This window comes from Plantactinospora sp. CA-294935 (assembly GCF_050936445.1).
Classification (GTDB): domain Bacteria; phylum Actinomycetota; class Actinomycetes; order Mycobacteriales; family Micromonosporaceae; genus Plantactinospora.
In genome coordinates this window covers 5,284,752-5,304,142 of record NZ_JBNJMU010000001.1, presented here as the reverse complement: position 1 = coordinate 5,304,142, position 19,391 = coordinate 5,284,752, and the positions used below count along the sequence as shown (strand labels likewise).

At 67.2% G+C, this 19,391-nt stretch carries 16 protein-coding genes and 1 pseudogene; 6 read left to right on the top strand and 11 right to left on the bottom strand.

All coding sequences use genetic code 11. The annotated features are described in order from the left end of the window. Positions 1 to 421 precede the first annotated feature (421 nt). Both ACQEVC_RS23745 and ACQEVC_RS23740 read left to right on the top strand, forming a co-directional pair. Positions 422 to 997, top strand: a complete 576-nt coding sequence (locus ACQEVC_RS23745) for a redoxin domain-containing protein (protein ID WP_432881226.1) — start codon at positions 422 to 424, stop codon at positions 995 to 997. An 11-nt stretch (positions 998 to 1,008) separates the two neighbouring features. Beyond that, positions 1,009 to 1,866 (top strand): cytochrome c biogenesis CcdA family protein, encoded by an 858-nt coding sequence (locus tag ACQEVC_RS23740; protein WP_432881223.1) that lies wholly within the window; start codon positions 1,009 to 1,011, stop codon positions 1,864 to 1,866. 275 nt (positions 1,867 to 2,141) lie between these two features. On the opposite strand, the gene ACQEVC_RS23735 is transcribed toward ACQEVC_RS23740, so the two are convergent. The 3 genes and pseudogenes from ACQEVC_RS23735 to ACQEVC_RS23725 all read right to left on the bottom strand — a co-directional run bounded on the left by ACQEVC_RS23735 (position 2,142) and on the right by ACQEVC_RS23725 (position 4,236). Continuing rightward, positions 2,142 to 2,825 carry a transposase gene (locus ACQEVC_RS23735; RefSeq protein WP_432881220.1) on the bottom strand — a complete coding sequence of 228 codons (684 nt, stop codon included), beginning with the start codon at positions 2,823 to 2,825 and terminating at the stop codon, positions 2,142 to 2,144. A gap of 43 nt (positions 2,826 to 2,868) precedes the next feature. Continuing rightward, positions 2,869 to 3,315, bottom strand: a pseudogene (locus tag ACQEVC_RS23730) (helix-turn-helix domain-containing protein); the annotation flags it as partial. Between the two features lie 444 nt (positions 3,316 to 3,759). Continuing rightward, positions 3,760 to 4,236, bottom strand: a complete 477-nt coding sequence (locus ACQEVC_RS23725) for a hypothetical protein (RefSeq protein WP_432881218.1) — start codon at positions 4,234 to 4,236, stop codon at positions 3,760 to 3,762. A 127-nt stretch (positions 4,237 to 4,363) separates the two neighbouring features. Here ACQEVC_RS23725 and ACQEVC_RS23720 point away from each other — a divergent pair, with 127 nt between their 5' ends. Beyond that, positions 4,364 to 5,191 (top strand): IS5 family transposase, encoded by an 828-nt coding sequence (locus ACQEVC_RS23720; protein ID WP_432891665.1) that lies wholly within the window; start codon positions 4,364 to 4,366, stop codon positions 5,189 to 5,191. Here ACQEVC_RS23720 and ACQEVC_RS23715 read toward each other — a convergent pair. The 5 genes from ACQEVC_RS23715 to ACQEVC_RS23695 all read right to left on the bottom strand — a co-directional run bounded on the left by ACQEVC_RS23715 (position 5,188) and on the right by ACQEVC_RS23695 (position 11,662). Then, on the bottom strand, positions 5,188 to 5,676 hold the full coding sequence (locus tag ACQEVC_RS23715; protein WP_432881216.1) for a hypothetical protein: 489 nt from the start codon (positions 5,674 to 5,676) through the stop codon (positions 5,188 to 5,190). The two genes, ACQEVC_RS23720 and ACQEVC_RS23715, sit on opposite strands and share 4 nt — an antisense overlap. A 777-nt stretch (positions 5,677 to 6,453) precedes the next feature. After that, positions 6,454 to 7,698: a tyrosine-type recombinase/integrase gene (locus ACQEVC_RS23710; protein WP_432876572.1), complete on the bottom strand. Its 1,245-nt coding sequence runs from the start codon at positions 7,696 to 7,698 to the stop codon at positions 6,454 to 6,456. Then, positions 7,695 to 8,768, bottom strand: coding sequence for a tyrosine-type recombinase/integrase (locus ACQEVC_RS23705; RefSeq protein WP_432876570.1), 1,074 nt, complete (start codon positions 8,766 to 8,768; stop codon positions 7,695 to 7,697). The genes ACQEVC_RS23710 and ACQEVC_RS23705 overlap by 4 nt, the downstream gene beginning before the upstream one ends. Positions 8,769 to 8,930: 162 nt before the next feature. Continuing rightward, positions 8,931 to 10,199 carry an alpha/beta hydrolase family protein gene (locus ACQEVC_RS23700; RefSeq protein ID WP_432891662.1) on the bottom strand — a complete coding sequence of 423 codons (1,269 nt, stop codon included), beginning with the start codon at positions 10,197 to 10,199 and terminating at the stop codon, positions 8,931 to 8,933. Between the two features lie 659 nt (positions 10,200 to 10,858). After that, on the bottom strand, positions 10,859 to 11,662 hold the full coding sequence (locus ACQEVC_RS23695; protein WP_432881213.1) for an endonuclease/exonuclease/phosphatase family protein: 804 nt from the start codon (positions 11,660 to 11,662) through the stop codon (positions 10,859 to 10,861). A 257-nt stretch (positions 11,663 to 11,919) separates the two neighbouring features. Between ACQEVC_RS23695 and ACQEVC_RS23690 the strand changes: the two genes are divergently transcribed. The 3 genes from ACQEVC_RS23690 to ACQEVC_RS23680 all read left to right on the top strand — a co-directional run bounded on the left by ACQEVC_RS23690 (position 11,920) and on the right by ACQEVC_RS23680 (position 15,609). Next, entirely contained in the window at positions 11,920 to 13,419 is a 1,500-nt protein-coding gene (locus ACQEVC_RS23690) for an FAD-dependent monooxygenase (RefSeq protein WP_432881211.1), read from the top strand. Positions 13,420 to 13,444: 25 nt separating this feature from the next. Beyond that, the gene (locus ACQEVC_RS23685) at positions 13,445 to 14,020 is read left to right on the top strand and encodes a TetR family transcriptional regulator (RefSeq protein ID WP_432881209.1); all 576 of its coding nucleotides are present in this window, start codon (positions 13,445 to 13,447) and stop codon (positions 14,018 to 14,020) included. Positions 14,021 to 14,565: 545 nt separating this feature from the next. Then, a complete protein-coding gene (locus ACQEVC_RS23680; RefSeq protein ID WP_432881207.1) occupies positions 14,566 to 15,609 on the top strand; it encodes an ATP-dependent DNA ligase in 1,044 nt (347 codons plus the stop codon). A gap of 27 nt (positions 15,610 to 15,636) precedes the next feature. Here the strand turns inward: ACQEVC_RS23680 and ACQEVC_RS23675 are convergent, their stop codons facing one another. The 3 genes from ACQEVC_RS23675 to ACQEVC_RS23665 form a co-directional block, all read right to left on the bottom strand. Then, a complete protein-coding gene (locus ACQEVC_RS23675) occupies positions 15,637 to 16,815 on the bottom strand; it encodes a hypothetical protein (protein ID WP_432881205.1) in 1,179 nt (392 codons plus the stop codon). 1,132 nt (positions 16,816 to 17,947) lie between these two features. Continuing rightward, positions 17,948 to 18,235, bottom strand: coding sequence for a helix-turn-helix domain-containing protein (locus ACQEVC_RS23670; RefSeq protein ID WP_432881202.1), 288 nt, complete (start codon positions 18,233 to 18,235; stop codon positions 17,948 to 17,950). Between the two features lie 38 nt (positions 18,236 to 18,273). Then, on the bottom strand, positions 18,274 to 19,386 hold the full coding sequence (locus tag ACQEVC_RS23665) for a tyrosine-type recombinase/integrase (protein ID WP_432881199.1): 1,113 nt from the start codon (positions 19,384 to 19,386) through the stop codon (positions 18,274 to 18,276). Positions 19,387 to 19,391 lie beyond the last annotated feature (5 nt).

Below are 19,391 nucleotides of genomic sequence, written 5' to 3'. Positions count from 1 at the left end.
ACGGCAGCGGCGACTTCCCGACAACTGCCGCCGTCACGGCATCCGCCGCTCGATGGGGCATGTCGGTCCGTCGCATGACAACGCCTTGGCCGAGGCGTTCTTCGCCTCGCTCAAGTGTCAGCTCGACGTCGGCAGGCGGCAGAGGAATCCGCCAGCGAGCGACGTCCGTACCGCATGCGCCTGGGTCTGTTCCTGGTGATCGAGACAAGGTCGTCGAATGTGCCTGCGGCCATGCGGCGTCATCGGAATGACCCAGCAGGCCCATATCCAACCAGCGGCAACGCAGGACCGCATCGGCCCTGGCTTCGGTCAGCGGCAAGCCGGAAGTTGACCGCGAAGGTGGTGACGTAATGAATCGGTAAGGGCACGTCGACCTGCACCCTGGGTAGCTTGGTCCCAGTACTCCGGTCTGGAGGGTTTGATGATGCGGGTCAGTCGTACGGCTGCGGTTGTAGCTGGCATGTTGGCGGTGGCGGGATGCGCCACGGACACCGGTTCGGTAACGCCCACCGACACGCCGCCACCTGCGGTGACCTCCTCAGACACCTCGTCCCCACCGTCGGTCGCGTCGCCGACCTCAACGGCCGCGGCGCCGCAGGCGCTGGCGTTCACCGCCACCACGGTGGACGGCCAGCCGTTCGACGCCACCACCCTGACCGGCAAACCGGTAGTGCTGTGGTTCTGGGCCGCGTGGTGCCCACGCTGCCGGGCGGCGGCCGACGACGTCGCCGGCGTACAACGCGACTTCGCCGGCCGGGTGCAGGTGGTCGGAGTCGCCGGACTAGGCAGCGGCAACGAGGCGATGGCCACGTTCGTTGCCGACCAGGGCATCGGCGGATTCGTCAACCTCGCCGACGACAAGGGCGAGGTGTGGCGACGCTTCGGGGTCACGTCCCAAGAGCAGTACGTAATCCTTGACCGGGTCGGCAGCATCGTCCACAAGGGAGCGCTGAGCCCGCAGGCGCTGCGCGACCGGGTCACGGCCCTGGCCGGCTGAACAGGACGCCAGTGCTCGACGCCCCGTACGCCCTCGCCCTCGCCGCCGGACTACTCGCCGCCGTCAATCCGTGCGGCTTCGCGTTGCTGCCTGCCTACGTGTCCTTCCTCGTCCTCGACGAGTCCGACAGCGGCGGACGCTCCCGCGCGGTCGGCCGGGCACTACTGCTCACTGCGGCCATGACGGTCGGTTTCGTCGCCGTGTTCGGGGTGTTCGGGCTGCTGGCCGCACCGGCCGCCGACGCAATAGCCCGGCACCTGCCCTGGGTCAGCATCGCCATCGGGCTGGCCCTGACAGCGCTCGGCGGGATACTGCTGGCTGGCCGACAACTCCCCACCATCGCCCCGAAACTCGCCGCCGGGCCAGCGGTGACCCGCCGGTTCGGATCCATGGCACTGTTCGGGGCCTCCTACGCCGTCGCGTCGCTGGGCTGCACGATCGGGCCGTTCCTAGCCGTCGTCGTCGCGGGCTTCCGAACCAAATCCATCCCGGCCGGGGTCGGCCTATTCGCCGCGTACGCCGCCGGCATGGCCCTCGTCGTCGGCGTGGTCACGCTCGCCGTCGCCCTGGCCAAGATGTCCCTGGTACGCGGCCTACGCCGCGCCGCCCCGCCGATCAGTCGCGCGGCCGGCCTGCTGCTGATCGCAGCTGGCGGCTACGTAGCCTGGTACGGCTGGTACGAAATCCGCATCTTCCGCGGCGGCACCGGCTCCGACCCGATCGTCGACACCGCCGCAACAATCCAGGCAACCGTCGCCGGCTGGCTCGACCGCCTCGGCCCCGCCACCATCGCCATCGCTGTCGCCATCCTGCTCGCCGCCACCGCGACCGCCGCAGCGCTGGGCCGAGGACGCCGTACCCGCCGCTGAGGCTCAGCCTTCTCCGGACCGTCGCCCCGCAGCCTGTCGCGTCGACCTGGTCGCCGGTGTGGATGGTTCCGCCGTTCCGCTTCTGCTAACGGACGCTGAAGTACTGGTAATAGGCGTGAGGCCAGGGGTACCGATCCGCTGTACCCGGTAGATGTCATGCGCGCCACCCCTCGCTGACGGCGGTGCCCAACCCACCCCGGCCCGGCAGACCAGGCGCCGCACCCGCACCTGCACGATCAGGCTGCCCGCTCACGAGGAGGTCAGCTAGTGCCGCATCAGGCAACGTTCGCCCTGTTGACTACTTGGCGTAGGCGTTCGTCGACGGCGTGGTTGTTCCGCCAGATGATGTATCGGCGGATCATGCTGCCCTGCTCGGTGTGGCTGGTGTGGTCGGTGCCGTCGAGTGCGAAGTAGCGCAGGGCGGTGAACTGCGCCTCGATGCGGTTGAGCCAGGAACTGTTGGTCGGCGTGTAGGCGAACTCGACGTTGTTCGCCGCGGCCCAGTCACCCACACGGGTGTCCTTCTTTGTGCTCAGGTGCGGAGAGTCGTTGTCGAGCACGATCGCGATGCGGATCTCGGGTGGGTGGAGGCTGCGCAGGTATCGGCAGAACTCCAGAAACCGTGTCCGGTGTTTCTTCGGCTTGATGTGGCCGTAGAGCCGGTCCGTGCTCAGGTCGTAGGCGGCGAACAGGTGCCGGACGCCGTGCGGGCGGGTGTAGGTCGCCCGCCGGCGTGCCCGGGGTTCCCGATCAGGGTCCCTGTGCCGTCCACCCCGCTCGGCCCACTGCCGGCCAGGATGGGGCTGGAGATTCAGGGGACCGAACTCGTCCAGGCAGAACACGACCTCGGGCTCGCCGACCTCGGGTACGACCTCGCCGTCGGCGATCGCGTAGAGGTGCTCGACGCGGGCCTTCTTGGCGGCATAGTCCGGGTCGCGGGAGGTCTTCCAGGTCTTCAACCGTTGAAAAGGAGACGCCCTCCTCGCGGAGCAGGACCCGTAGGCCCTCGTGGCTGATGTCGTCGATCACCCCCTCGGCGACCAGGAAGTCGGCCAGCTTGGCCAGGCTCCAGGTCGAGAACGGCAGGCCATGCTCGGCTGGCTTGGACTTGGCGATCTTCTTGATCTCACGCCGCTCGGGCAGGGTGAAGGTCCTGGGTCGGCCCCCTTTGTACTTCGGGTAGAGCGAGTCGAAGCCGTCGGCGTTGAAGTTGTGGATCACGTCCCGGACCCGGTCCGCGCTGGTGAATGTCACCTCGGCGATCTTCCCCACGGGCATGCCCTGCGCGGACAGCAGCACCATCTGAGCCCGCCGCCAGGTCACCACCGAACCGGTGCCCCTACGGATGATCCGCCGCAGCCGCTGCCCCTCGTCGTCATCGATCCCGCGGACCCGTACTCGTTCTGTCACCCCGCCAGCCTGGCGACACCACGCCCTCCGAACCAGCATCCACACGGCGCGTCGTCACAGGGCGAACATTGCCTGACGCGGCACTAGCAGCGGGCGTCGAAACGCGAAAGTTGGTCGTCAAGCCCGCTTTGCCGGAAGGCGCACGCGCGGATGAGCGTACAACGCTTGTCCGACGAGCAGTCCCGATCAACAAGTCGGCCCGGTTTATCGGAGCGGGTCACCGAACTGCGCGCTGCTCAAACGACACGACCGTCTGCCGCGACGATCGGTATGGGCTGGCTCGCCGGTCTCGCGCGAGCCCTCGGACCAGAGGTGGTCAGGCGTGTCCGTCGGCGAAGCCGGACCGCCCCGGACCGCTCGCCGAGCCCACGCTGCGAGCCTGCCACGATACATGCGCTTGGTGCCGCCGGGACTCGGTCGGCGTCTGGGGTGATCTATACGCCTTCCAGTTGCTCCAGCCGCCGCAGTACCGCAGGAGGCAGTTCATGCGCTTCCAAGCGGAAGGGTCTCCATCGGTCGTTGGAACCATCCTTCATCGACGCGGGTGAAGCGGCAGCGGCCCCGGCTGTTCGGCTCGCCGAGGGTACTGGCATAGGTCTTGCTGGGGACGAGCCATGCCTTCATCACGATCCCATGAACGACATCGATCGCGACGAAGAGCATGTCCAGGTCATCTCGGGCAACGAAAGTCTGGGACCGGACGAAGGCAACGAAGCCTTCGGACTGGATGCGCTTGCTGTCGGACATCCGAGCCTTGACCTGTACGGCGAGCGTTGCCGTGGACCCGCGCCGATGGAAGACCAGGTCGACGCCTTCGTCATCGACGAGCGAGGTGGACACGTTGAGGTCCCCTCGCGTCGCCAGGATGCAGAAGGCCGCGACGAGGTGCTCAGCCGCCTTCCCCATACGGCCAGCGTCCGCCGACTTGAGGGTGTAGTCGCCGTCCGCTTCGTCGTCCACGCGCCTAACGTAGCGGCCGTCCGCGCCATCAACCCATCACCGAGCCGGCCTCTCAGTCAGTGTTTGAGAAGGGGTAGGTCACACCAGGTGTGCGGCTAATGATCGTGGATGCCTCGTTGCCCTTCGCATTTCCCGCAAGCGTCGATACCCCTCCGATCTGACCACCGCCCAGTGGCGTCACATCGCCGGGCTGCTTCCATCACCCCGCCCTGGCGGCCGGCCGGAGAAGCATCCCCGCCGGACTGTCGTGGACGCCATCCTCTACGTCGTCCGTACCGGCTGCTCCTGGCGGCAGCTCCCGGCCGATTTCCCGCCATGGCAGACCGTCTACTGGTACTTCGTCCGCTGGGAGCAGGAGGAAGTCACGCAACGCATCCTCGACCATCTCCGCGAACAGGTCCGCCTCCAGCAGGGCCGCAACGCCCAGCCGTCCGCCGGGATCATCGATTCCCAGAGCGTCAGGGCCGCCGACACCGTGGGCCGGGACAGCCGGGGCTACGACGCCGGCAAGAAGATCAACGGACGGAAGCGATTCATTGTCACCGACACCCTCGGCCTCATCCTCGTCGTCATGGTCTGCGCCGCCAGCGTCCAGGACCGCGACGGCGCCAAGACCACCCTGCTCAGCCTTTACCTCACCACACCGGTCCGGTACGTCCTCGCTGATGCCGGCTTCGCCGGCCGCCTCGTCGACTGGGCTACTCGGATCCTGACCATGACCCTGCACGTCGTCCGCAAACCTCCAGGCCAGAAAGGCTTTGTCCTGGTCCCCAGACGGTGGCCGGTCGAGCGAACGCTCGCCTGGCTCACCGCTCACCGCCGCCTCGCCCGCGACTACGAACGCGACCCAGCCACCTCGGAGGCGATGATCCGCTGGGCCGCGATCAACACCATGACCCGCCGCCTAGCCCGAGGCAGCCCCGCCACCCGTCAGCAGGCAAGGACCTCTAGCTAACCCCTACCGCCATCACCCGAACCGCATTGGAGCGCGGCAAGTTTCCCAGCAGGAAACCGGAACCCGCCCGACGCCTCGCGGTAACCTTCCTCGCCGTATGCCTGCAGTAGAGCCTCGGCCATGGCGCGAACAGCGGTGATGAACCCAGCCACGGACAGTCGGCCTTCCCACCGCGGCGTCGCACCGGCCCACTTGCTGGTCGTGGAACTCTCGAAGTTGGGAAAGAGCACGATCTGGACGTAAACGGTGTCGTCCGCAGCGCCTGCGAAGAAGATCAGATGGCCACCCGGTTCGCCGGGAAGGTACGCGATTGTGGCACTCGATCCGAGTTGGAGATCCAACGCCGCCTGCAAGACTGAGCCCAGTCCGTCACCGACGTACGACGAACCGAAAGTGCTCACTTCACCATCGGCATTCCAGGCCAGCCTAGCCGAGCCCCGCACAGGCAGCGACCAGCGCAGGGTAAGGGTGTCCAGGACCCGCACCAGATGATCTTAGCCGGCGGTCACTCTGCTGCAAGAGGCGCAGACCTTCTCGTATCGCGACGCCCGGCCGTCACTTCGAGTCAAACCGTCGGGCTTTTCAAACACGCTCTCAGTGGGCAAGGCCGCCGTATGACGAGCGGGGGTAACGGGGGCAGACCGGCGAGATGGCGGTTCTCCCGTACGTGGCATGCGGGCCGCCTGGGCTAGGCGCGATTATCGGATCTGTGGTCCCGTCGGGTCGATGTGCATCTCGGTGATCACGGGGTCGCGTAGCCATCCGGACGGTTTGCCGTGTCCGGCGACGGTCATTGAGACGACGGGTGCTACTGGGCGCGGTCCGTTCCTGCGCTTCGCACCGAGGTCGGCCGCGGACAGGATGTGGCGAAGCTGGGACGCCTGGCCCGGTTTGAGGCCCAGGCAGACTTCGCCGGCTGGTGTGAGGTTGCCGTCGACAGGCCGGCTGACCCAGTATCGGTCGAGTTCTCCCGGCCCGCCCGGGATCCATGCGGTGATCCATACCCACTGGTGGGGCGGATCTGCTGGTGAAGCGCGGGTATTCGATGTGTGCACTATTCCTTTGCTGTCGGGGTACGGCTTGGAGCGCAGAGCCAGGTACACGATGACCTACAAACACCAAGCCGACGGATCGACGGTCGAGTGCATCGAGGACCGCGTCGTTCACCAGGACGGCTGCCTGATCTAACTACGTTGGGTCACCGAAGGACGGAAGGACGAGCGCGGATCGCGGCATTATGCAGGTAATCCTTGTCAAGTTGATCATGATGCTTGTTGGTCGAGGCCATCGAGGAGCCGGGTGAACAGGTCGGCGCGGTGGGTCTGGTTGTTGGCGGCGGCGTGGTCGTGCTGGCGTTGCAGGGTGGGCCGGAACTCGATGCTGGTTTGGAAGAAGGTGCAGGTCTCGCAGATGGCTTCGAAGGCGCAGTCGAGTTCGGGTGGGCGGGTGCAGTAGCCGTTGCCGAGCAGGCGGTGGTGTTCGCGGCGAAGTTGGGCCATGCGGGGCCCGATGGTGTCGGCGGGTAGGGGTTTTCCTTGCTGGTAAAGGGATTCGACCTTTTCGGTGACGGCGAAGTATTCGTCGGCGACGGTGCGGTTGGCGATTTTGGCGTAGCGCAGGGTCATGTCGAGGCTGCGGTGTCCGAGGAGGGCGGCGATGGCTTCGAGGGTCATGCCGCGGTTGATGGCCTGGGTGGCCAGAGTGTGCCGGAGTTGGTGCGGGTGGATGTGGGTGAGACCGGCTGCGGTGCCGGCTTTGTTGATCAGCCGGGTGACGGTGTGCCGGTCGAGCGGGCGGCCGTTCTCGCGGGGCAGCAGTAGCGGGTTGTCGGCGTGGACGTGGACGTTGCGGTAGTCACCGATCAGGGTGACCAGGTGCGGATGCAGGGGCAGGTAGCGGTCCTCGTGGAGTTTGCCGACCGGGACGTGCAGCCAGTGCGCGGCGCCGATGAGCACGATCGCGTCGGCTTGCAGGGCGGTGAACTCGCCGACGCGTAGCCCGGTGCGCAGCAGCACTTCGACCACGACACGGGTGAGCACGCGGGGCTGGGTTTGGGCGGCTCGTAGCAGTTTCGCCGCGGACGCGTCGTCGAGGGCCTTTGGCAGGGGGTGGTCCTGTCGCGGCAGGTCGGCGGGGATGATCGGGATCCGGGCGGGAGCTTCGGGCCAGTCCCAGTCGCTGATGCGGACGAAGAAGATGCGCAGGGTGCCGAGCCGGTGCGCGAGGGTCGCCGGGGTGAGCTTGTCGGTGCGGTAGCCGGTTCTGGCGGTGAGCCAGGTGCGGAAGCCCTCGATGTGCCGGCGGTGGATGTCGGCGACGTGGCGGACCTCGGGTGCCTGCTCGACCAGGAACGCGGCCAAGGATCGCAGGGCCAGGTCGGCGCTTTTCACGCTGCCCGGCCGCAGGATGCAGGTCAGTTGGTCGAGGTAGCGGCGCATCGGTGTCACCATGTCAGGGATCTCGGTGGCGAGCTGGTCCCAGCCGGGGAGCTGCCGAGGGCTGCTCACCGTCCCCCCTCGATCAGGCTGACGCCGTTGCGGGGCAACGGTTTTCCGGAGAACAGTTGCGCGTCGATCACCTCGGCGGCCCGCCGGTATTGCGAGGCCAGCCAGTCGTCGGCCAGGTGCAGGTAGATGCGGGTGGACTCGATCGAGGCGTGCCCGGCCTGGGCCTGGACCGCCTCCAAGGCCATCCCGGCCTCCCGCAGCCGGGTCAGGCAGGTGTGCCGCAGCTGATGGCAGGTCACCGTGTCCAGCCCGGCCCGCTGCCGGGCCGAGTCCAGGATCTGATCCAGCCCAGCCGGTGACAGTGGCCGGCCCCGGCGAGGGCCTTTCAGCACCACGAACAGCCGGTCGGTGGCGATGCCGGGCGGGCGTTCGTGGTGCAGGTAGGCGGCCACGGAGGTGAAGAACCGGCCGGAGACCGGGATCTGCCGCTGATGGCCGCCCTTGCCCTCGGCGATGAACACCCGCCGGGCAGCGACCTGCAGATCGTCCAGCCGTAGACCGAGGACCTCACAGCGGCGCAGTCCACCCAGCACCATCGCCTCACACATGGCCCGGTCCCGATGCGTGCGCAACGCCGCCAGCAGCGCATCCACCTGAACCGGAGACAGAATCCGCGGCAGGGTGCGTGGCGTGCGTACCAGCGGCACGCCCTGACGGGGTCGCTGCCGTTCGCGGCGTGTCGGCAGGCCTCGGGGCACCGGGTTCGCCTCGACATCACCGCGGGCCTGCAGGAACGCGAACAACCCGGACACGCTTGACAGCCGCCGCCGGACCGTCCGGGCCGACACGCCAGCGCCGTCACCGGCGGCCTGCAACCGCCGTGCCGGGCCGCCGGCATACTGCGCGGTTACGAACGCCAGAACGTCGGCCGCGACGACCCGACCCGGCGCCTTACCGACCACGGTGAAGAACACCTTCAGGTCATACGCGACCGCGACCACAGTGTTCGGCCGCGACCGCACCGACAGGAACTCCAGATAGGCGTCCAGCAACGGCATGCCGAACCGGACAACAAGATCACCAGCCGCGGTCCTCGACCGCCTCAGCACAAGATCGACCCAGACGGACATGCAGGAACCTCTCCATCGAACCCACCACCAACACCGGCAATGGGTCAACGACGATTACCTGCATATCAAGCAGATGAGTGCGCCCCGGGGCGGGCCAGTTACCGCCTTACGGCAGTATCAACCGCTAGGCCAATCTTCATGCACCTTGTGCGCACCACGCCGTCATGTGGCAGGCTGCACTGGAGGACAGGTCGACGGCGCCTGGTGCCCTTGCAGTCTGTCGCGCATCCACGCGGCCATGTCCTTGTCCGCGGCACTTAGCACGCTTTCGTGGTCGGCGTCGGGGTAGACGCGATAGTCGACGACGTCGCCGAACCCGCACAGTTGGGTGTTGAGCGCGGTCGTTGTCGCGGCCGGAACCGTTTGATCCTGTCCGCCTTGCAGAAGTAGAACCGGCCTGGTAGAGCGGTCCGTTGCCGGTTCGAGGGTGTCGACGAACCGCCGCAGCGTCGGGTTGCTGGCCCAGTCGGGGTTGACGATGCCATTGAGCTGCACGTTGGTCAGGTAGATGGTGAGTTCGTTTTCGCAGAGCCTCTTCACCACTGGGATCTGGGCGGCGAGTTCTGGTACCAGCACATCCGTGTATCGGATGCGGGGCGAGTACAGGTGGGCCCCGACCGCCACGTATGCGCCCAGTGCGGCCAGCCCCGGGTTGACCGGCGGCTGGGCAGCTGCCATGTCGTCCAGAATCTCGTTGAAATGGCTGGGTGGCGCGAGTGCCACGGTGCCGAGGAAGAGTAGCCCCGGTGCCCAGCGGGCTGCGTTCTGTCCGACCCTCAGGACTGCCGCCGCGCCTTGCGAGTGGCCCACGGCGAACCACTGCCGTGCCAGATGTGGCGATAGCTGGTGTGCCGCCAAGACGCTGTCGATCACGGCTCGGCTTTCGAGATCCGCCTGGGGGAAGTTCGCCAGCGTGTCAGGGAAGCCCAGTCCTGGGTAGTCCGTGCCGACGACCGCGTAGCCATCCTGCAGAAGGCGCACGATCGCGTCCGTCTCGGCGTACTGGTCGGAGTACGGGTAGAGGTTCGCTAGACGGGAGGGGGCGCAGACCGGCCCCACGCCCGTTGTGCCGTGACCCCACGCGGTCACTGGCCACCCGCCCGGAGGAGTGTCACCGCGGGGAAGAAGGAGGAAGCCTGTAACCGCGATGGGCGACCCGTGCAGTCCGATCGAGCGGTACATGATCCGCACCGCTTGTGAGCTGGCGTTCTGCAGGTCGGAGGAGACCGTCATCGGCTCGGACGCCAGGATCTCTCCCGGTGACGTCCTCGCCAGCATCTCCTGGCTCGGATACTGGTAGAAGTCATCCACGTCCGACGCGCCGGTGGACGCGGCAACGGGGCCCGCAGCGTTCACGGCCCCCACGAGGAAGGCCAGCACGGCCAGTAGGCAGAGCAGGCTTCGAGCCGGCCCGCCCTTGAGCGGCGGCATCACGATTCGACACCTCTCGATCGATTTCGTTCGGCGGGTCGACTGTCCCCGCCAAGTGGACTGTAGGCCACCCAGTGGGCAAATGAGGCTGATTCGGGTTTATCGGGTGCCCTGCCGTCTTCGCGCGGACCCGATCAACCAGGGCGAAGCCGCCCGAAGGCGGTGACTACGGTCGTTTGGTGGACGACGGACGTGAAGCGCGGATGGCGGACTGCGCGAACGAGCGGATAGCCCGCAGACGGCGGGCCGCTCAAGCATCATCGTCAAGACACATCGGCCACCACCTGTGCCGAACGCCGCTCGCCGCGGGATGCTCGTGCGCAACGCGTAGCAGCTCTTGGAAATCGTCAACGACGGCGAAGAGCAAGCGTGGTGGAACTTCAGCGATGTGAGTCGTGTGATCGGTAGGACGTACCGCCTGAGAAAAGCGACGTACTGACATCGGCAGTTCCGCGCCTCACCGGCGCCGAACGCTGCACGAAGCGTGACGGCTCCGGCTGGGGTGCCGCGCACGGTCGGCGGCAGATCCGCGCATCTGCCCGCTGTGCTGGGACATCAATCCACCGACGGCACACGTTCTCGAACCTGACCGCTGCCACCCCGCTTTCGCTGGGGGGAAATTTCCTACCCACGACCGGAGCAAGCACGGTCGACGACGCTCAGGTCGGCGGTTCCAACCGAGCGGTCACACCGAAATGGTCGCTGGCCCAGATGCCGTCGATGGCCCGGTCCAGTATGCGCGAGCACTCGGCAACGGCCAGCGTCGGTCCCCATTGATCAGCGCGGACGAAGATGTAGTCGATGCGCCGGCCGATTTCGAATCTGATCCCGCCGTGTACGCGTAGAGGGTTGTCGGGAACGAAGGTGTGGCCACCCTCGGTCCCGTGCACGTCTTCCCACACGTCGCGATATGCGACGCTGAGCTCACCCAGTGACTGCCGCCCAGACCAAAAGCGAATCATAGCGGAATCCGGAGCGGCATCGAAGTCACCGGCCAGTATGACGTGGTTAGGCGCGTCGGTGGCCACTGCCTGCTCCACCATGCGGGCAGCGGAATGGGCTTGAAGCTCCCGCTCGTAGGACAAGTGGAACTGCCATGACGGCTTGAAGTGCACCAGCAGTATCCGCCCGTAAGGCATGGGCGCCTGCACCTCCGCCAGCGCGACGCTACCTATCCATGGTTCGGCCGTGTTGACCCGGGGAGTGACGTGGAGAAAGTGCTGGCGGACGTTCGTCACCGGCCAACGGCTGGCGATCGAGGCTCCGGTCCCATCACCCGTACGACCTCGCTGATGTACGACGTAATATTCCTCGCCAAGAAGATCGGTCACCTGGTCGTACGCGTCCCGCACCACCGTCTCCTGCAACACGGCGATATCCGGCCTCAGGCATCGAAGTTCAGCGGCGAGAACTGTACGTCGGGCAGGCCATTCGCCATGCATGCCCCAGAGGTTGTAGGTCATCACCCGCATGACGTCGGTATTTTCCCGCAATGTCCCCAGCGCAAACGCGCAACCGCCTGCGTCGGCCGGCCAGGGCACACTCAAATCGACATGACCGCGCCCCACACGCCTCCTGGGGTCGTCACGGTGCGTAGCTCGCAGAGGACCTGGCGGTGCGCGCGCTCGGCGGCAGATGTGCGCGCACCGATCAGCGCGGACCGTGGACCGTCGTAACTGTGACTCGATTGCCATGCCAAATGTTAGCAGCTAACATCTTTATGGTGATCGACGTGTTGATCGTCGGAGCCGGCCCCACCGGCTTGGGCCTGGCGTGTGGTTTGCTGTCCGTGGGGGTGGAGACGAAGATCATCGACGGCGCCGCGGGTCCGGCCGCAACGTCGCGGGCGTTGGGTTTGCAGCCGCGGGGCGTGGAGGTGCTCGATCGCCTCGGTGCGCTTGGTGATCTTCCGGACCGCGCGGTTCCGATCGCGGGCACCGTGGTTCGGATCGATGGGGTGGAGCGCGTCCGATTGGCGCTGCCAACCGCAGACATCCTCCGGGGCCGCCGTGCGCTGGTCATTTCGCAGGCGGATATCGAGGCGCAACTCCGATCCCGGGTGGCGGAGCTTGGCGGACAGGTCGAATGGCGTGAAACGCTGCTGGGTGTCGAGCAGTCCGGGGAACGGGTGGTGGCGCGGTTGGCCGGCGGCGCCGAGATCGCGGCGCGGTGGCTGGTCGGCTGTGATGGCGCAGGCAGCATCGTGCGGAAGAGCACCGGCATACGGCTGGTCGGGCGTAGCTCACCGGAGCGGTTCCTGCTGGCCGACGTGACGGTTCGGCTGGCGGCGGATCGGCATTACGCGGGAATGTGGACCGCCGCAGGGGAAGGGATCGTCGCAATTCCCTTGCCGGGCAACGATCGTTGGCGGCTGATGGCGCCTCACCCGCCGGACCAGGAAGGCAGCCTTCCTACCGAGGCGATCACGGCCCTGTTGGCGCGACGGCTTTCGCGGCTCGGCGCTGGCGCCGGACCGATCGAAGACGTGGCCTGGACTTCGGTGTTTCGGGTCCATCAACGGCTGGCCGAATCCTATCGCGACCGTCGGGTCTTCCTGGCCGGCGACGCCGCGCATATCAGCAGTCCTACCGGCGGACAAGGCATGAACACCGGCCTCGGCGACGCGGAGAACCTCGCGTTCAAACTCGCGTTGGTCGCGGCTGGTCGCGCCAGCGAGCAGCTACTCGACAGCTATGAGGCCGAGCGACGCCCGGTGGCCGAGGCGGTCGTCGGAGCCGTCGGTGGCGTCGACAAGGTACTGGGCAGCCGCAATCAGATGCTGCTGTTCGTACGCGACCGGATCGTCCTGCCACTCGTCAACCGGCCGGCTGTGCAGCGTCGCATCTGGCAGAGGGCTTCGCAGCTGAGCATCAGTTACCACAGTGGCCCGTTGGTGCCGCGCCCCAACCGCCGTTATGGAACACTGCGCTGCGGCGACCGAGTGCCCGACCTGCCATGCCAACGCATGGACGACACGAAGACGCGGCTGCATGCGGAGTTGCGTGGCCATTGGGTGGTGCTCAACGGTCGTAACGGACTCGCGGAACTCGCTCAGCAACGGCTGGGCGCCAACCTGGTCAGCGAGCTGTACACCGCAGACGACGAACACGCGCTCGTCGTGCGCCCTGACGGGCATCTCGGCTGGCACGGCCATCCCGATCCAGTCCGGTTCGGACAGTGGCTCGACCGCGTTCTCACAGGTACCCGCAATGAGACCTAGCCTGCGGGAACAGAAGAAGGCGAACGTGCGGAGAGCGCTGATGCGCCACGCTTTGCGGCTATTTCTCACGCAGGGCTACGACGCCACAACAGTGAACCAGATCGCCGAAGCGGCCGGGGTTTCGCACATGACCTTCTTCCGGTACTTCGCCAACAAGAGCGCCGTCTTCGACATGAGCGGGTACGACACAGCACTGGCAGAACACGTCGCGCGGCGCCCGAAGTCCGAGCCGCCGCTTACTGCGCTCCATCGCGCCACGATGCTGACCTTCACTGAAATCGACCCAACCGATCTAGAAATGCTACGAAAATGCCACCGGATCATCCTGGAAACGCCATCTGCGCAAGCGCATCTGTGGCAGCGGCAGCAGGAAACCGAACGCCATCTCGTCGACGCGCTCATCAGCCGCAGCGCTCGGCCCGAACCCGAACTACGCCCGATCGTCGCCGCCTACCTCGCCATCACCGGGACCTCGCTTGCCGCGTGGGTCGAAAGCGACGGCCAACACGACCTACCCCGGCTGCTCGACCACGCATACAACACCCTATGCGCGGCCAGACGAAGCAGCCGCGCGGGTCGGCCAAGCCCCACCACCGGTTGACGGGACCGTGACCCAGTCACTTGTCGAACCCACGCATCCTCGACCAGTCCACGCCCCGCAGACCCGTCGGCCGAGTTGCTGAGCCGATCAATCCCCGCCCTCGACTGCGCAGTCACGGCCCCGGAATCCCGCGCCACTCCTTCAACCGGCAGGAACTGACCGTGCTGGCTCACGGGCGCCAACCACGATCGAGTGCTCTGACATCGGCAGATCCGCACATCGGCCGCCCGAACTCGCCGTGACTTTGGGTAGCGCGCGGAGCGCGGCAGACATCCCAGGTTCTTTGATGTCAAGGGGTGGCCCAGACTATCCAAGCGGGCGTGGCAACGGCCCGGCGAACGCATACTCCTTCCGCACTTCGGGCGCCGCTTCAACCCTGTCGAGGCGTTTCTGGCAGTTCGGCACCAGTGTGCCCGTCGCTGGACGTGATGGGCTGCCCGCGCCGTCTGGCCGTCCTGGCAAAGTAGCTAATTCGGCGTATTCGCAGCTCAGGGCCTTTGTTAACCGGTTAACGTCGGGGTTTTCGACCGTGAGAGGAACCCGTCGTGCTGAGCTGGCCCTTGGACCCGGTTCGCGCGGTCGCCGCCCGAGCGATGCCCGAATCGGCAGGCAGATCCGCCTTCGAAATGAAGTGGGACGGGTTTCGGGCGATCATCTGGCGCACTGCCGGTGGCGTGCGGATCCAGTCGCGTCAGGGCGCGGATCTCACCCGCTTGTTCCCCGATCTGGTGTCCTCGCTCAGGGCCACCATGCCGGTCAGAACGGTGCTTGATGGTGAACTGCTGGTCCGGGACACCCAGCGCGGCCGGAGCAGCTTCTCACTGTTGCAGCGCCGGCTGACCGCAGGCCGTCGGTTGCCGGAGACCATCCGCAGACACCCGGCTCACCTGGTCGCGTTCGATCTGCTCCGTGATGGCCGCGGCGTGGAACTGCTCGACCAGCCATTGATCGTCCGCCGGACAAAGCTGCAACGGCTGCTACGCAACACACCCCCGCAGATCGCTGTTTGCCCGCAGACCACCGACAGGGGCGTTGCGGTGAGCTGGCTTCGCGACCTGGGCGTCGGTGGCGTCGAGGGCGTCGTGATCAAGCCAGTGGCCAGCCTGTATCGCCCAGGGGCTCGATTGTGGACGAAGGTCCGTGCCCATGACACCGCAGAATTCGTCATCGGCGGGGTGACCGGCGCCCGCGACCGGCCGATGACGTTGTTGCTCGGCCGTTTCGATGACCACGGGACCCTCCGCTTCGTCGGACAGACTCATCCGGTGAAGGCCGAGGACCGACAGGAGCTGGCCCGCGCACTACGCGCCATATCGTTCCCCGAGGGCCCAGCGCCGGCCACCCGTGGCCGTGTCCCCTCCCGGCCGGATGGACGGGCAACTTCGCCGAACGGGAACCGGTGGCGTTCATCCCCGTCGAGCCGACCGTCGTTGCCGAGGTGGAGGTCGACACAGCGCTGGACGGCCCGTTCGGCCGCGTCCGGCACCGAGGCCGCCTGGTCCGGATTCGTCTTGATCTCCAGGCGGCAGACGTCACCACGGGCCGCGCCGAGGCTCAGCGCAACCTCGCCGACGCCGGCGGCCCGCTGACCGAGGCTGGACACTGCTGATGGATCCTCATGTCAGCGACCGGTTGGCGGGTGCGGTGTCGTGCAGGGTGGCGAGGTAGTCCGACCAGCGGTTTCCGGCGAATTGGGCCCACCGGTGGGCGGTGCCGGGATGGATGCCGAACAGGTCGGCGATCACGATCGGCGGGAGGTCGGCCAGGGACTGCATCATGGCGGTGTTGCGGGCGGCGCGGGCAGCAAGCCCGTGGTGACGCATCGTGTTGGACAATCCGGCAGGGTTGCGGGCGCGGCCGGGGCTTCGACCGGGCAGCAGGAATACGGTGCTGGCGGCGCGATGATCGGCTGGCGTGGTGGCGGTGATCTGGTCGTCGATGAGCTGAGCCAGCGACGGCGGCAGGATCACCGGCCGGCGGCTGATCGTCAGGTAGGCGTCGTCGGTGTCGCGGTGGAAGTCGCCGACGGTGAGCTCGACGATTCGGGTCAGCGGAAGGGCGTAGAGGCGGGTCAAAGCACCGGCGATGCGTACTTCCAGCGGTAGCGACGCGTCGGTAAGGCATTGCCGCAGTTCCTCTTGGTGGACATCGTCGACCTGAAAGTGGCTCGGCGGCCGATTGGGTGGGTGGGCGATCGTCAACCCGGTGGTGAGGCCGCGTGCGGTGGCCCAGCGGATGAAGGGGATACTGCCGACCCTCAGGGTGGGTGTGCCTGAGGCCCAGGTGTCTAGGTGCGCTTGGTCCAGCGTGCGCAGTGTCAGTTCCTGCTCGCCGAGCCAGGCCAGAATTCGGGTGGCGGCGCGGATGTTGTTGGCGTCTCCCTTGTAGGCGACGTAGGTGTACCGGCCGCGCGCGGATCGGCGCCGCGCGTCGCGCACCACGTGCCACTCGGCGAACGCGCGGATCAGGGTGACGTGCGCCGGCGGGAGCGTAGTGAGGGTGCGGGCGACCCAGTGGACGAGCAGGGCGAGGTTCTCGTCGCGTGAGGGAAGGATGCCGGCGGTGACGAGCAGGCCGCGGACGTGCGCGGTGGTCACGTTCTGGGGCAGAGCGTCGAGGGCCTCGTGGGTCAGGCCGTCCGGCTGGCCGGCGAGCCGGGCGAGTAGCCGCGCCGCAGGGCTGCGCCGCATCCACGCGAGCATCCGGTAGGGATTGTCGATGCCGGTCAGTGCTGCCGCGAGCGGGCCGAGTCGCTCGGGAACAATGTGGTCGTCGCCGCTCAGGAGGTCGGCCACCCGGCCCTCCAAGCTGCAGCGCGGACAGGCGCCGCCGGGCAGGAGATCGCCGGGCTGGGCACACGTGCCGCAGACGCGCGACGGCTCGTCGGCAGCGCAGCAGGTAACGCAGAGGCCACCGCCGTCGGGTGCCCGGCCTACGAGGATGCGCCGGCGCCGGCACGAACCGCAGATTCGCGGCGTCGTGCGGCCGCGCCGATAGCAGGCGTTGCAAAGCGGGCCGAGCGGCGAGACGGTCTTCACAACCCTGTGGCGACCGCATACGCGGCAGTCATGGACCGGCTGTGGAACGCATCTGTCGCAGTGAAACGGGCCGGCCCCGCCGTGGATGTGGCGGCCGGGACGGTGTCGTCCGCAGACGCTGACTGCTTTTCCCGGCGCCGTAGGCACCTGCGACACGTGTCCGGGTGGCTGTCCGTCGCCCGCGCCATGATCGGCGCGAGCGTCCCGCAGATCCCACAGAGACGCGGGGCGCTGGAGTAGCACCCGCTGCAGACCGGTCCGTCCGGGGTTCGGGCGTTGACCCGCCGGTGCCGGCCGCAGCGGCAGCACGCCACCAGGTTCTTCGGCGCGCACCTCTGACAAAGCGCCGTCCCGTCCGGCAGACGCCGACCAGGCAGCATGGACCGGCCGCAGTCCGCGCACTGCTCGCGCACGTCAGGCTCTTTCGCTCGGCACGGACTGCAGATACCGCCTTCCGGGCGGCGCGCCCTGATGACGGTGATCTGAGCGCAGCGCGCGCACGGCTTGCGGCGAAGTCGTGTGACGCACCGGCCGCATGACCTCCCCGCTGCGCTGTTGGCCAGCGGCGGCGGATCAGACCGGCCGCACTCGGCGCACCTCAACAGGGTGACCTTGTCCGCGTGACCGGCCGCGACCAGCAACGGCAGCAGCATCACCAGCGGCTTCGGGAAGTCAGCACCGGGCGTGACTAGCGCCTGCGGGTTGCGGACGAGGTAGCGGGCAAGCGCGTGGGCGTTCGGGCCCTTCCACGCGCTCACCTGCTCCAGCAACGACTGCGCATTTGCAGTAGTCAATCTAGGGCCGACGGCCCGGCGCAGGTGCCCGACGATCGTGCTCTGCGCCTCGGCAAGTTCGGCACGCAGCCGTAACTGGTCGGGAGTCGGCTTCCTCACGACTGGCCGGGCCGGCGGATCACGGTCCGGCGCCCGGCCAGGGGCGTGACGAAACCGGTCCCGCTCCCCGCGGCCTTCTTTGTCTGAGTGTTGACCACAGCCGGTTTGATCAGGTCGTTGGGTGTGCACGCGAAGATGTCACACAACGCGACCAACGTGTCCATGCTCATCCGTTGCGGCGGCTGAGTCACTAGCCGGTAGACCTGCTCGCGCGACAGCGCCACGCCTCGTTCCGCAAGCAGGGGAACCAAGTCCGAGGTATGGAACATGTCGTGCTCGGCCATGACCTGACGCAGCCGCCACTCGTAACCTATCTTTTTAATCAACCGAGGTCCCAGTCGTCGCCCAGGCGCCGCTTCAGCGAGCCTTCCAACAGCGTGTTGCGGTACTCATCCGACACACCCATATAGATCGCCGTCGTAGCGGCATGAGAGTGACCAACCTGCTCCTGCACAAACCGGGCCGGGTAGCCGAACTCAGTCAGGTGCGTGACGTAGCTGTGGCGCAAACAGTGCAGGTCAAGATGTTCGTCCAGACCGGCATCCTGCCGGGCCACGAAGAACGCCTCGTTGATGGACCGAGGCGACAGCCGGCCGACCCGTTCGGTCACCCACAAAGCCGGGTGACTGCCCGGCGAGAAGTGCGGCCGAATCTCACCGACCCATTCGCCCAGCACATCGACGATCCAGTCCATCTCCGGGATCGTCAGTACCGTCCGCCGTCTTGGCGGCGCCCCACCAGCCGACTTGCCGTACCGAACGGTCATCATTCCGTACCGCCCGAACTGCGGCGCCTTGCGGTTGCGGCGCAGGTCCACCAGGTCCAGCTTCGACGACTCGGTGCGCCGGGTGCCGTAGGCGTAGATCGTCTTCAGGGTCGCGGCGTCGTGCAGGGCCGTCAACGTGCCCTTACGCCCCTGGCCTCGGACCCGCTTCGGCCGCGCATCAGCCGCGTCGAACAGCGCCTGCACCTCGTCGTAGGTCAATGGCCGCCGACGTGGATCACCCTCGTAGTCCGCGGTGTGGATCACCGAGTTGCCCTCGTGGAACACGACCTGAGGCGCCTCGCCGAACCGGTCCAGGCACACCTGCGCCCAGCCATACCGCGGATCGCGCAGATACTCCACGAACAGCGAGATCGTCACCTCGTAGGTCCGTGCCGTGGACAGCTGGATCGGCGTGGCGCCACTACGCAAAGCAGCTATGAACGCCTCGCCCTCAGCCGGCGTCCACTGCCACGGATACAACCCGGTGAACCCCGCGACCCGGTCCATCAGCCGCAGTCGCGACCCGATCGTCTCCTCACGCAGAAACCGAGCCGACTGCTGCCGCGCCCACCCATCCTTCATCGCGGTGAACACCGCTGGCGCCGGATCCAGATGAACCACATTCGGCGCCAGCACGAGGCTCGCCGACGCGGGTGCCTCGATGATCACAGCCC